Here is a 14,059-nt window from a genome sequence, read left to right as displayed (position 1 = left end):
TCAAAGCCTTTGGAGTTTTTTAGAATAAATTTTATTTTAGAAATTCACTAAAGGTGAATTTCTTCCTAAATTCTTCATTCTTAATTATTAATCCTTAATTTATAGAGATTTAAACTATTTTATGGAACTTTTATTTTCTAAAGTATATTTAAAATTTTCATATTAGCTCCCTGTATACTTATATTATACCAAACTTTAGCTAAAAAAATCTCACTGTAAAAGTGAGATTTTAATCATTATTAGCAAAAAAGCTCTTTATTTCTTCTAGTTCTGTAGCATCATAATTTAAATTTTCTTTATCTAAATCTGATTCTTTTAAATTATCTAAGCCTTTTTCTTCTACATTTTCTTCTATAATATTTGATATATTATAGTTCTTATCAAAATCCTTTTCCAAAGATTCAAACATTTCTAACTGACTTACCATAAAATTTCTAAATTTAGTTCTAAATTTTAAAAATTCTTGTTTAGTTTTATCAAACTCATCATTAATTTGAAGTACATCGCTATGTGCTTTATCTAAAACCTTCTTTGCAGATTCATTAGCATTTCTAATTATAAGTTCAGCTTCATTTTGTGCTGTTATCTTAGCTTGTTCAGCAGCATTTTGTGCTAATAATAGCGTACTTTGAATTGTAGCTTCTATTTTTGAATAATGATCTAGCTTATCTTCAAAAACAGAGATTCTTTCTTTTAAAGTAGCATTCTCTTTATAAACACTTTCATAATCCTCTGAAACCTTTTCTAGAAATTCATCAACTTCGTCTAAATTATATCCTCTCATAGATCTTTTAAATTCTTTATTATTAATATCTATTGAAGTTAATCTCACGTAAATCACCCCTAATCAATTGTACTTTTTTATAGAAATTCTAAGTCTTTGGCTTTGTGTTTTGTTTATAAAATCACAAATCTTAAATTTTCCATAACCTCTAATAGTCAATATATCCCCACTACAAAGTAATTTATCCTTTTTTAAAATTCCAATATGGTTTAATAATATTTTATTACCTTCTATAAGCTCTAAAGCCTTACTTCGAGATACATTACATAAGGAACTAACCATATTATCTAATCTTAAAGATGTAACTACTATAGTTCTCTCTTCAAATTTAATTTTAGGTCCATATTTTAATGGTTCATCTACTATTACAACATCACAAGGACAAGTATTAATATTAGTCAAGTTAAGTCTAATAAAATCTGTAATTTCATTATATACAGGTACATAACAACATTCTTCATCTAGAATTAAATCACCTAATAGTTCTCTTTTTATTCCTAAAGACATTATTGCACCTAAATAATCCTTATGTTGTAGATTTCTAAATTTAGATTTATTACATATCTTTAACAAATCTATAGGATAATAATGGGGTTCTTCATAACAATCAAATGCTAACATTGCTCTATCAAACTCTTCAAAAACACCATTATAATAAACTTTAATTTGTAGATTATTCTCCATATTCTTAAGTTTTTTATAAATATCAGGGTATGTAAAAACTTTGCTGTATATTGTCCCATTAATTTTTTTAGCTAAAATAATTTGATCGTAAAGTTTTGATATTGAATTATTCTCGTATTCTAAAAAACTATTTATAAAAGCTTCTTTTGTTATCATATTCACATTATATCCTTACCAATACTGACAATATGATTTGCTGTATAAAATATATTAGAAAGTAAGCAATTATAGGAGAAAAATCAATAGCAAACCCTTTTAAAAATAAATCATTTATTTTTTCTGCTGGCTCCATGATTGGAGCTGTGAATGTTCTTATAAATTTACCAACTTTACTGTATCTTCCATTAGGTATCCAAGTTAATAGTACTTCTATTAAAATTGCAGCTCTAATTACTTCAAAAAAGGTATCTACTATTCTAATTACCATTTGTCCCACCATTATTTAGGCCAGCTAAAAAGTCCTTTACTTGATAATTCACTTTTTAAATCATTAGTGACTTCAACATTTGAAGGACATAATATAAATACACCTTTTTCTACCTGCTGAAGATCTCCTTCTAAGGAATATACAGCTCCAATTAAAAAATCTAATATTCTCTGTCCAACCTTTTGTTCTATACCGTTTATATTTACAAGAACTATTTTTCTATTTTTTAAATTGTCCACTATAGCTGTTGCTTCATCATATTCTTGCGGCTTTATTATTACCACTTTAGCAGAAGTCGCTGTGTGGATATTTACAATTTTATTTTGTTTTTTAGTAGTTGAACCAAAAGTTTCTATATCAATATCATCTTCATTTTCTTCTTGCTCTTCAAATTCATCCATTTCTTCTTCGTCAATATTGTCATCCATTCCTAAAATTGTTAAAACTTTGTTAAACATATTCTTTTCCATTTATGATTACCTCCTAAATTATTAGTTATACTGCCTTTCGCCAAAGATTCCTTTTCCAACTCTTATCATATTGCTACCTTCCTCAATGGCAATTTCATAGTCATGAGTCATCCCCATGGATAAAATTTCCATAGATATGTTCTTAAAGCTTCTTTTACTTAAGTTATCAAAGATTTTTTTCATTTCACTAAAATAATATCTACAGCTCTCCTCATCACCAATAGGTATAGTAGCCATTAGCCCTCTAACCTTAATTGAACTGTAGCTTTCACAAACATTTAATAAATCTTCTAATTCTTCTATCTCAACTCCAGTTTTTGAAGCTTCTCTTCCTATATTAATTTGAATGAGTACATTAGCAATTTCATTATTTGCTGAAAATTGTTTTTCTATCTCTTCCGCTAACCTTATACTATCTAATGAATGTATGAGATGAACTTTGCCTACTAAATATTTAACCTTGTTTCTTTGTAAATGTCCAATAAGATGCCATCTTATATCCTTAGGCAATTGTTCATACTTCGTCTTTAACTCTTGCACCTTATTTTCACCAAAATCTCTAGCTCCAGCTTCATAAGCTTCAACTAGATCTTCAACAGGTTTAGTTTTAGATACAGAAATTAAGGTAATCTCATTTGAAATTTTATTCATTATAGCTTCATAATTATGTCCAATTGACAATATTCTGACCTCCTTATGGTGATTCTTAAAACAAGAATTAATATTCTTTTATATATTCTTCATCAGATTGAAAAATTCCTGCAAAAAAATTCATAAAAATGGTATATTATTTCTCTGTAACTTCACCTAGGTAATTACTTTTAATTGTACCATTATATGGCTGTATTTCTACATTATCTAAAGTTTCAATTTCAACATAACATTTTCTTCTTTTTAATTTTTTAACATGATTTTCTTGAGTCTCTAAATAATTTGTCATCACATCTTTATTTCCAATAACAGTTATGTAAAAAGGTGCTACTACCTTTATTCCATTGACATTGACAGTGGATCCCCAACAAAGTCCAAATGCATTGTAAGTTATCCTATAATCATTAACTGCTATAGCTTCTGCTCCCGCATTTCTAAGTTCATTTATTACTTTTACAAGATCTGCATCATGTATTAGCATACTTTTATGATAGTTCCCTCCAAAATTAACTTCTGGAGAGTCATTTAGTGTAATTCTTATACCTTCACCTTGTAGCGGCACAGTACCTAAAATCATTTTGTTTTCATTTAATTCTTTATTTATTTCACTTAAAACTCCATAAGTGTTTTGTGAGTTATGCTCATATTTTTTAATTTTTCTATTTAATTCATTTAATTCTCCTTGTAAATCACTTATTTGTCTTTGTAAATCTCTTCTTTCATTGTGAGCAAGTTCATATTGCTTAACATCTAAAAAAGCATTGGATTTTCCAAGGTCAATATTCATAGAAATCAATAGTCCTACAATAATTGAAGCAATGAACAAAAATATAGTAGCTTCGTTAGTTCGCATCTAATCACCTCAATTATGAAATTTGGCTCTATCCATAAGTAGTCTTCTAATAACAGCAAAATTATTAAATATTCTTTCTCCAAATACTATAACTGCTGCTAAATATATAGGAATACCTAATTTTTCTCCCAAATATACCATAAGTGCTGCTAATAAGGCATTACCAAAAAATCCTGATATAAATATATCCGGTTTAAAATCTTTATTTAGGGAAGCTCTTACTGCACCAAATACTGAATCTATACAAGCAAATATTGCTACAGATATATATGGTGAAAATTTAATAGGGATATTTATATTCCACACGATTCCTAATATTACTCCAATTAACAGACCTATAAATGCTACCATCTAATCACCTCTATTTATTTTCAACTTGTTTTGCATAATCAAACTTTTGGCTTGTATTGTTTTTCTTTATTACAACTTCATCTATAATTTCATATCTTACATCACACAACTTCGAAAGGCTGTCTGGTATTGTTGTTGGAAAGTTTAAAGCTCCCTCTAACTTCTTTCTATCACCTATAGCTTTAATTACAACCCTCTGCTGAGGAGATATTCTCTCATTGCTTACGATGATAGTATCTCCAGCATCTCTAATACCACTTCGTGATGTCAATCTTATATCATTTATTGAAATCGCTTCTGCATCTGCTGCATTTAATTCATTAACTATACCTAATAACTGTTCATCATACATAGGTCTAAACTTTATATCATTTGCAAATAGATTTTTTTTAGGCGTTATATATATAACTACGCCTTCTCCCTTTACATCTACTGCTCCAGTTTGTAATCTGGTTTGCTGTAATTCTTCTAAAAGAACTTTACTTTCTTCAGTTCTTCCTGCTGCTGCTTCTTCAAATTCTTTAGCCTTAGCATTTAGATCGCTGATTTGCTTTTCAAGTTGTTCCTTTTGCTTTCTCAAATGTTCATTTTCAATTATAATTTCTGGATTAGCCTTTTCTTCATCTGTAGGAATTGTTTGTTTATTTATAGTTGAAATTTGAGCAGTTAACATATATCCTAAAAGAAGAAATATAAGTGCTATCGCAATTTGATATGAAAATTTTTTCAATTAAACCCCTCCTAATCCTGCTTATATATTACTGGGTTCCCATCAAAGCTAACATCAATATACCCTTTCATATTTTTAAGTTGTTTATCCTTCAATATACTAAATGCCTTTGCTAATTTTTCTGGCATGTCATCATCAGTTCCAATTTTAATATAAACTTTATTATTACAATGAATTTTTATATCAAGAAAATTATTTAGTTCAATCATAGTAATTTTTACATTCTCATCTTTTGAATTATAATCATATATAATATCAGATAAAGTATTAATATCCTTTAACTTCTTCTTATTTCCCACAGGAATTTCACTCCCTAAAGTTGGATTGGAAAGATTTATACCTTCTAATCTTACCAAATTAGGATTTTCTATAGTCTTCTTTTTATCCAATATTATACCTTCATTGTCAATTATGTAAAATTCATCATTTAATTTACTATAAAAAGCAGCTTGTCTTTCTTTAACTGTTATAATAATTTCATTAGGAAATTTTCTTTTAATATGCGAATTAATTACATAGGGATTTTCCTTCACAGTACTAATAGCTTTATTAGTTTTTACTGTAAATATATTTTCTCCAACTTTTATATTAGATTTTTCTATTATTTCCCCTTTAGTCAAGTTTTCATTCCCTTTAACAGTTATTGAAGCTATATTAAAATAACTTAATTTTAAACATAAAGTAATTAGAATGCTTGTCAACACTATAAATAAAAAAATACCTCTTTTAATAGATTTAATCTTTCTTTTTTTATTTAATAATTTTTCTTTGTTTTTTAATATATAACTATCTTGTTGTTTTTTTAATTTAGACATATTATCTTCACCTATACTATACCCATTATATTTATATGAAAAATTACATTACTTACATAATAACATTAATTTCATTAAAATTCATTACAAAACCATTAATTTACTCTAGAAATTTTAGGACTTAAAAAATAAAATTGACATATAAAAGTAAATGATAAGCCAATGATATTAGCCTGTTTTTATATCAAACAACAGGTCGAAACCCGCTCATAGTTAATCTATGGCGGGTTCCAATAATACATTATCATATAAAATAGCTTAAATACTAGCTTATTATTTTTTTGAATATACTCTATTTACCGCTATACGCATTTTGCCTAGTTATATTTAAAAGTATTCCCATCGCCATCATATTTATAACCAACGAAGAACCTCCAGAGCTTATAAAAGGAAGTGGCACCCCTGTTGTAGGCATAGAAACAGTAACAACTGCTATATTTATAAGTGCTTGAACTATTACTACTGCAGTTATACCTGTAGCTAATAAGCTACCATATACATCTTTCGCTTGTACTGCTGCCCTAAGCCCTCTCCATAAAAATATTATGAATAGGGTAATTATGAACATACATCCAATAAAACCTAATTCTTCACCAATAACTGCAAATATAAAATCATTGTGAGGCTCAGGAATATAAAAGCATTTTTGTCTCGATTGACCTATTCCTACTCCTGTAAGTCCTCCAGATCCCAGTGCTAAAAGTGATTGAATCAACTGATATCCTGTATCTTGCGCATCTGACCAAGGATCTAAAAACCCTGTTATCCTTCTCATTCTATAAGGTTCTATCTTTATAGCTAATCCTACCAATGCTACTAGTCCTCCTACTAACCCTCCAATAAATTTAAGTTTAGTACCGGCAACAAATAACATTCCTACTGTCACTATCATTATAACTGTAGCTATACTTAAGTTCTTCTCTGCAATTACAAGACCAGCATAAAATCCAGATATCAATAAATATGGCAAAACACCTTTGGTAAAACTCTTAATTTTTTCACCTTTTCGTTCAACACTCATTGCAGTAAATAACACCACTGTATACTTAGCAATTTCTGATGGCTGAAAAGATGCTGGTCCAAGCTTTATCCACCTTTGAGCACCGTTAACTGGGGGAAATAGAAACACTAGTAATAATGCAATTACTGTGAAAATCATAAGTTTTCCTGTATGTCTTTTATATTTATGATAATCTACATTTATAGTTATTATCATGCCAAAAGTTCCCAAACATGCCCATGCAAGCTGTCTCCACAAAAAGAATTCTGCATTATTTTGATGAAAAGCTGCAAAATATGAACTAGCACTATAAACCATAACCACGCCAATTGATACTAACATTAAAATAGTAGCAAATAATACAAAATCAATTTCTCCTAGCTTTACCTTGGATTTTTTCATATCTCATCCCCCTATATTATTTTAGGCACCCTAAATCAATTATCTAAGGTGTAATTGATAAGAATCCTATCAAACATAATACTACAGTAATTATAGAAAATACTGCTACAATTTTACTTTCATGCCACCCACTAAGCTCAAAATGGTGATGAAGAGGACTCATTTTAAACACTCTTTTACCAGTAAGTTTAAAAGATATAACCTGAATAATAACAGATAGAGTTTCAATTACATATATTCCTCCAACAATTAATACTAAAAGCTCAAGCTTTAATATCATTGCTACAGCGCCAATAGCTCCACCTAAAGCTAAAGATCCTGTATCACCCATAAATATCTGTGCAGGATAAGAATTATATCTTAAAAACCCTAACAATGCTCCTGCTACCACTCCACAGAATATAGATAAATTGTAATATCCCATTCCAAAACTTACAAGTGCAAAGAAAGTCATAACTAATAATGTTATTGAACTAGCTAATCCATCTAATCCATCAGTTAAATTAACCGCATTAGTAGTTGCTGCAAAATAAAACACGATGAAAGGTATAAATAGCGGTCCCAAGTTAAAAGTTTTATTAAAAAATGGTATTATTATATCTGTTCCAATTCTTGTAGAAGCATAGTATCCAAGAAAAATTGAAAGAATAACTAATAGTATCATCTTTTGCCATGATTTTAACCCTTCATTATGCTTATGAATTATTTTTAAAGAATCATCTAACATTCCTATAATTCCAAAGCCAACTAATGAAACTAAAGCAATTATTGTTTCATCTGCTACATTTCTTAGAACTGCAAATAAAGTAATAGCTGAAGCAATAATAAATATTAATCCACCCATGGTAGGGGTTCCTGCTTTTTTTAAATGACTCTTAGGTCCGTCATCTCTTATATTCTGTCCAAATTTAAATTTAGTTAAGAGCGGAATTAATAATGGTGATAAAAGTAAAGAAATAACAAATGCTACCAATACTGAATAAACAACTTTACTCATTTTATATCCCCTCCTTAACATTTAGATCTTCTAGTCCACTTACGATACTTTCAAATTCCATCGACCTAGATGCTTTTACTAAAATTACATCATCAGTATCTATCTCAGAAGCTAAGTATTTTACTACCTCTTCTTTATTTTCAAATAATATACAATTTTCATCCTGAAAACCATCTTTAAAAGCCTTTTTAAAATCACCTATTGCTATAAGTAAATCAATCCCCTTAAGCTTAGCGTACTGTGCTACCCCCTTATGAGCATTATAGGATTCATCTCCTAGTTCCTTCATAGTCCCTAATACTGCTATTTTTCTACCACCTTTAAAATCCTTTAATACATCTAAAGCTGCTTCCATTGAATCAGGGCTCGCGTTATAAGCATCATTTATAACTGTAAATTTATTATATTTTAATATATCAAGTCTCATAGAAGTAGCCTCTAAGTTATTAAACCCTTTATTTATATCTTTATAGTCCATATTTAATTCTCTAGCTGTAGCTATTGCTAATAGTGAATTAAGCACATTATGTTTTCCTAAAACAGGTACAACAAAATTCTCATCAATTAACATATTATTTTCTCTTATATTAAATTTTATATTGCTATCACCTATAATTATTCCATTTGCCATGAAATTATAATCACTTTCTATGCCAATTTTTATAATTTTATATTTATCTGAAGATATTTCACTTAATAGAGAGCTATCTCCATTAACTATTAAAACATTGTCCTTCTCAAAAAAGTCTGTAATTTCCATCTTTGCTTTTAATATATTCTCTTGCGTCTTTAAATTTTCTATATGAGACAATCCAACATTAGTTATAACCCCAATATCTGGATTTGAAACTCTAGATAGTCTATGTATTTCACCTAAGTTGCTCATGCCAAGCTCTAATACTGCTATATCATAAGAATTATCTAAATTAAATATCATAAGTGGTAGTCCCACCTCATTGTTAAAATTACCTTTAGTTTTAAAAACCTTATATTTTTCACTTAAAACTGCCGCTACTAAATCTTTAGTAGAGGTCTTTCCTGTAGAGCCTGTGATTCCTATTATTTTAACATCTAACTTATCTCTGTAATATTTTGCTAAATCTAATAGTGCCATTCTAGTATCTTCAACCAATACTATAGAAGTATATTCACATAGATCTTCTTTATTAAAATTTTCATTATGGACTATACATAGTGCTGCTCCCTTGCATGAAGAATTTACTACATATTCATGGCCATCAAAATTTTCTCCTTTAATGGCAAAAAAAATGTCATTTTTCTTTACCTTTCTACTATCTATGACAACATTATTAAATCTATCTATTGTGCCTTTTACAATAAGTTTACCTTTTAAGGCATCTGTAATCTCCTTTATATCTAAATATTCCATTTAAGCATACAACTCCTTTATGATTTCACTTATAATTTCCCTCTCATCAAAGTGAATTCTTTTGTCTTTAAGTACTTGATAGTCTTCATGGCCTTTACCAGCTATGACTATAACATCTTTATCTTTAGCAATTTTCATAGCATACTTTATTGCTTCTCTTCTATTTTCTATAACTACATAGTTTTCTTTTTTTAATCCAGCTTTTATATCCTCAATTATAACCATAGGATCTTCTGTTCTTGGGTTATCAGAAGTAATTATTGCTATATCACTTAGATCACTTCCTATGCTACCCATTATAGGTCTTTTGCCTTTATCTCTATCTCCACCACATCCAAAAACAGATATTAATCTACCAAAAGTAAATTCTCTAGCAGAGTTCAATATGTTTTCAAGGCCATCTGGAGTGTGAGCATAATCAAGAATCACATCATACCCTAAATTATGATTTATAGTAACTATTTCACATCGTCCTGGAACAGTTACTTTTTCAAGAGCCTGCTTTATATCTTGTATAGATACACCTTCATGTATTGTAGCCGCAATACATCCTAGTGCATTATAAACATTATATTTACCTGGAATACTAAGTTTAATATTTTCTTCATCTCCATTATAAACTAAAGTAAATTCTATTCCCCTTGAATGAAGTTCTAAATTCTTAGCCCATAACACAGACTTCTCTTCTAATCCATAAGTTATTACATCATTATTAATTGAATCTATAATTTTTTCTCCATAACTGTCGTCTATATTGACTATAGATATCTTGCTATTTAAGAATAATTTTAATTTAGCATTAAAATAGTTTTCAAAAGTTTTATGAAAATCTAAATGATCTTGAGTTAAATTTGTAAATATACCTTCTGAAAATTCCACCCCATAAACTCTATCAAGTTCTAATGAATGAGATGAAACTTCCATTACACAATACTCAACCTCTTCTTTAACCATTTCATTGAACAATTGATGTAATTCTAGAGATTCAGGAGTAGTTCTTTCAGTATAAAGTTTTTTATCTCCTATATAATTTGCAATAGTGCCGATAAGGCCAACTTTGTGTCCACATTGTTCTAATATAGACTTAATCATAAATGTAGAAGTTGTTTTTCCATTGGTTCCCGTTATTCCAATAAGTTTAAGTTTCTTACTTGGATTATCATAAAAATTTGCTGAAGCTAATGCTAAGGCTTTCCTAGTGTCTTCAACCTTAATTAAGGTAATATTTTCATAATCTTGCACTTCTTTTTGCACTATTATTGCAACTGCACCTTTATCTATAGCACTTTTTATATATTTATGGCCATCTAAGCTAAGCCCTTCTATACAAAAAAATACATCTCCTTTATTAATTTTCCTAGAATCGTATTGTATATTATTTATTTCTATATCTAAGCTTCCATTTAATAACTCAAATTTAAAATTCGTTAAAAGCTTATTTAAATTCATAATATCACTCCTTTAAGCTTTTCTTTAAATATGGAAAGTTAATAACAGATTAATTAAAGGTATAAATACTTTTAATTAATCAACATATATATTTATACACTATATCCAAAGACTTATCAATAAATTGCATATAGTCAAAATTTAATTTATATAATATTTCAGCAAACAATGCACAGTGCAAAATTCACAATGTGCAATTAAGGATGAAACTATTTTTAGCAAAATAACCCCTTCAATAAATTTCCAACTAGCAATTGCTAGTTAGTATGTAGCGAACACTGTTCACTGCTACAACTAATCAATTCCAAATTTCTCAGCTTCTGCTGAGAAATATCCACAATCGCGAATCGTGAATTGAATAAAATTGTCCATTATTAATCATTAATTCTCAATTGCCAAAAGATTTATCAATGGAGAATGCACAATTGACAATTAAGGTTGAAACTATTTTTTAGCAAAATAATTTCAACAATAGATTTCTAAGCAGTAATTGCTAGCTGTCTTGTGGTGAACACTGTTCGCCGCTACAACTGATTAATTCTAAATTTCTCAGCTCTGCTGAGAAATATCCACAATTGTGAATTGTGAAATGTGAATTGTGAATTGAACTAGCCTCCTGACACCGTTAAAGTCACATTAACTACCGTTCCTTTTTTTATATGTTGTCTTGGGGCAATACTTTGCTGTGATACTGTACCTTCTCCATCGAACTCTATGCGAAGTCCTAAATTCCCTAAAAGTTCACTTGCTTTTTCTTTGCTGTATCCATTTAAATCCGGAACTGCTACTATAGTGTCTGTGTCCGCTTTTTTACCAGTATACACTATAATTTCTGTGCCTTCCTTAACCATATATCCAGGTTTAGGGCTGACATCAACTATGTACTCCCCGTCTCCTTCTATTTTCATATTTAAATTATTATTCTTTAAAATTTTAATACCGTCATCCTTTTTTGTTCCTCTTATTTCAGGTATAGCTATGTTCTTTAATAAATTATCTTTGCTTTTATCTGAACTGCCTTCTGGGTTTAAAGCTAAATAATTAAATATATCTTGAAATAGACTTTTACCTACTGGTGCTGCTACTTCGTTGCCGTAATATTTAGATGGATCAGGCTCATCTACTGTTACAACTATAGTAATCTTAGGATCATTAGCTGGCGCCATACCTACAAATGAACCAATATACTTATCCTTTGCATATCCACCATTTTCAAAATCAGGTTTTTCTGCAGTACCTGTCTTTCCTGCTATATGATAACCAGGTATATATGCAGTTCCATTTTTTTCTACAGCGGCCTCTAAATGTCCTCTCATCTCTTCCAAAGTTTCCGGTCTAAAATTGCCTTCTGTAATCTTAGGATTAAACTCTTGATCTACCACTCTCTTATTATCCTCATCATAATGAACAATTTCTTTCATTAAATGAGGAGTAATTAATTTTCCTCCATTTGCAACAGCATTAAATGCCATCATATATTGAACTATTGATACTGTATCACTTTGTCCAAAAGAAATAGTTGCTAAGTCAGAATTACCCATTAGCTCTGTAGGTTTAACTATTCCTTCAGTTTCTCCCGGTAAATCCACTCCAGTTTTTTTACCAAAACCATATTTTTCAATGTATTTATTTAAAGTTTCTTTTCCCATTCTCTGTGCTAAGGTCATAAAACCAACATTACAAGAATCTGCTATAATATCTCTAAAACTTTGATCCCCATGGCCATCAAGTTTCCAACAGTGAATAGGCCTACCATCTACTACAGAAAAACCACTACAATAAAAATTTTCTCCTTCTTTTACGTTTCCAGTTTCTATTGCAGCTGTAGCAGTAACTACTTTAAAAATTGATCCTGGCTCAAAGGCATCACTTATAGAGTTATTCCTCCACAATGCTTCCGTTTCACTATCACTAAGGTCTTCCGGCCAAGGATTGTTCAAATTATAATCTGGTTTATTTACTGTAGCTAGTATCTCTCCATTATTAGGATTCATGACCATTATAGAAACAGCTTTGGCATTATTATCAGCTAACGCTTTCTCTGCAGCTTTATCAGCGAAAAATTGAATATTTTGGTCAATAGTTAAAACCACATCTCTTCCATCCACTGGTTTACTATACTCAGAAACACTATAAGGCAAATCATCGCTTTTACTGTCAGTTTGAGAAATTTTTATTCCTGGTATACCAGCTAAATATTTATTATAGTATAATTCTATCCCAGTTAATCCCTCACCATCAGAATTTGTGTGCCCAATAGCATGAGATGCAAGTTCATTATTAGGATAATATCTTTTAGTATCTGCTGATATAACCAAGCCTATTATATCTTTTTCTTTTGAATATGATTTAATCTTATCTGCTACTTCTTTTTCAATTCTCCTTTTCAAAATAGCCGCATTTCTAGGCTTACCATTAGGCAGTGGGTCAGTTAAAATGCTGAGCACAGTCTCACTATCCATCTTTAATATTTGTGCTAAATCTGGAGCTATTTGTTTCATAGTTAATTTGTTCTTTTCTAAAGATTCTCTCAATGACTTTAAATCTAAGTCAACTCTATATACATTAGCACTTACAGCTAATTCATTTTCATCCCTATCTAAAATTCTTCCACGCTTTGCGCTTATTCTAGAGTCATTTGTCCATTGCTGCACAGCCTTATTTTTATATCTATCCCCTTCAATAAACATTACTATAACTAATCTATAACAAATGTAGCTAAATATTAAAAATGTAAATAATAATACATATTTTATTCTTTTCTTATTCACTGTTTTATTTTTTGTTTTTGCTTTTGTCACTATTATTCCTCCAAAAATTCTAATACTAAAACTTTTCAGCTTTATTAAGAAAATTTCTTTAGATTTTTTATTTTAAATTACTAGAATTCTACTTGCACATCCTCTTTCTGTTTAAATATGGCAAATCGGTAGCATAATAATTTATATGCTACCGTTATACAGTTGAGAATTGACTATTGACAATGAACAATTATATAGGGATGCAATGTGAAAACTTAAAATATACTATGGAAAATAAATTTTCTATAAAAGTAG

Annotated in this window: 14 protein-coding genes; all 14 read right to left on the bottom strand. The window is 29.3% G+C overall.

The genetic code is table 11. From position 1 onward, the window contains the following. Positions 1-229 precede the first annotated feature (229 nt). The 14 genes from B2W91_RS02655 to B2W91_RS02590 all read right to left on the bottom strand — a co-directional run bounded on the left by B2W91_RS02655 (position 230) and on the right by B2W91_RS02590 (position 13,804). Entirely contained in the window at positions 230-832 is a 603-nt protein-coding gene (locus B2W91_RS02655) for a DivIVA domain-containing protein (RefSeq protein ID WP_291578735.1), read from the bottom strand. 15 nt (positions 833-847) lie between these two features. Then, positions 848-1,624, bottom strand: a complete 777-nt coding sequence (locus B2W91_RS02650; RefSeq protein ID WP_291578734.1) for a YlmH/Sll1252 family protein — start codon at positions 1,622-1,624, stop codon at positions 848-850. Between the two features lie 7 nt (positions 1,625-1,631). Then, positions 1,632-1,895, bottom strand: a complete 264-nt coding sequence (locus B2W91_RS02645; protein ID WP_291578733.1) for a YggT family protein — start codon at positions 1,893-1,895, stop codon at positions 1,632-1,634. 11 nt (positions 1,896-1,906) lie between these two features. Further along, a complete protein-coding gene (locus B2W91_RS02640; RefSeq protein WP_291578732.1) occupies positions 1,907-2,365 on the bottom strand; it encodes a cell division protein SepF in 459 nt (152 codons plus the stop codon). A gap of 21 nt (positions 2,366-2,386) precedes the next feature. Continuing rightward, on the bottom strand, positions 2,387-3,046 hold the full coding sequence (locus B2W91_RS02635; RefSeq protein WP_291578731.1) for a YggS family pyridoxal phosphate-dependent enzyme: 660 nt from the start codon (positions 3,044-3,046) through the stop codon (positions 2,387-2,389). A gap of 106 nt (positions 3,047-3,152) precedes the next feature. Continuing rightward, complete coding sequence (locus B2W91_RS02630; protein WP_291578730.1) at positions 3,153-3,869, bottom strand: DUF881 domain-containing protein; 717 nt, start codon at positions 3,867-3,869, stop codon at positions 3,153-3,155. A gap of 9 nt (positions 3,870-3,878) precedes the next feature. Further along, positions 3,879-4,220, bottom strand: coding sequence for a small basic family protein (locus tag B2W91_RS02625; protein ID WP_291578729.1), 342 nt, complete (start codon positions 4,218-4,220; stop codon positions 3,879-3,881). A 10-nt stretch (positions 4,221-4,230) separates the two neighbouring features. Further along, a complete protein-coding gene (locus B2W91_RS02620) occupies positions 4,231-4,950 on the bottom strand; it encodes a DUF881 domain-containing protein (RefSeq protein ID WP_291578728.1) in 720 nt (239 codons plus the stop codon). Between the two features lie 11 nt (positions 4,951-4,961). After that, complete coding sequence (locus B2W91_RS02615) at positions 4,962-5,765, bottom strand: cell division protein FtsQ/DivIB (protein ID WP_291578727.1); 804 nt, start codon at positions 5,763-5,765, stop codon at positions 4,962-4,964. A gap of 292 nt (positions 5,766-6,057) precedes the next feature. Further along, a complete protein-coding gene (spoVE, locus tag B2W91_RS02610; RefSeq protein WP_291578726.1) occupies positions 6,058-7,167 on the bottom strand; it encodes a stage V sporulation protein E in 1,110 nt (369 codons plus the stop codon). A 43-nt stretch (positions 7,168-7,210) separates the two neighbouring features. Next, positions 7,211-8,164 (bottom strand): phospho-N-acetylmuramoyl-pentapeptide-transferase, encoded by a 954-nt coding sequence (gene mraY / locus B2W91_RS02605; RefSeq protein ID WP_291578725.1) that lies wholly within the window; start codon positions 8,162-8,164, stop codon positions 7,211-7,213. 1 nt (position 8,165) lies between these two features. Then, positions 8,166-9,554, bottom strand: coding sequence for a UDP-N-acetylmuramoyl-tripeptide--D-alanyl-D-alanine ligase (locus B2W91_RS02600; RefSeq protein ID WP_291578724.1), 1,389 nt, complete (start codon positions 9,552-9,554; stop codon positions 8,166-8,168). Next, positions 9,555-11,003, bottom strand: coding sequence for a UDP-N-acetylmuramoyl-L-alanyl-D-glutamate--2,6-diaminopimelate ligase (locus B2W91_RS02595; protein WP_291578722.1), 1,449 nt, complete (start codon positions 11,001-11,003; stop codon positions 9,555-9,557). 608 nt (positions 11,004-11,611) lie between these two features. After that, a complete protein-coding gene (locus tag B2W91_RS02590) occupies positions 11,612-13,804 on the bottom strand; it encodes a stage V sporulation protein D (protein ID WP_291578720.1) in 2,193 nt (730 codons plus the stop codon). Positions 13,805-14,059: the final 255 nt, after the last annotated feature.

Source organism: Clostridium sp. UBA6640 (assembly GCF_002455975.1).
GTDB lineage: Bacteria > Bacillota > Clostridia > Clostridiales > Clostridiaceae > Clostridium_J.
Note: the sequence above shows the minus strand (reverse complement) of the source record. Positions and strands in the feature narration are given on the sequence as shown.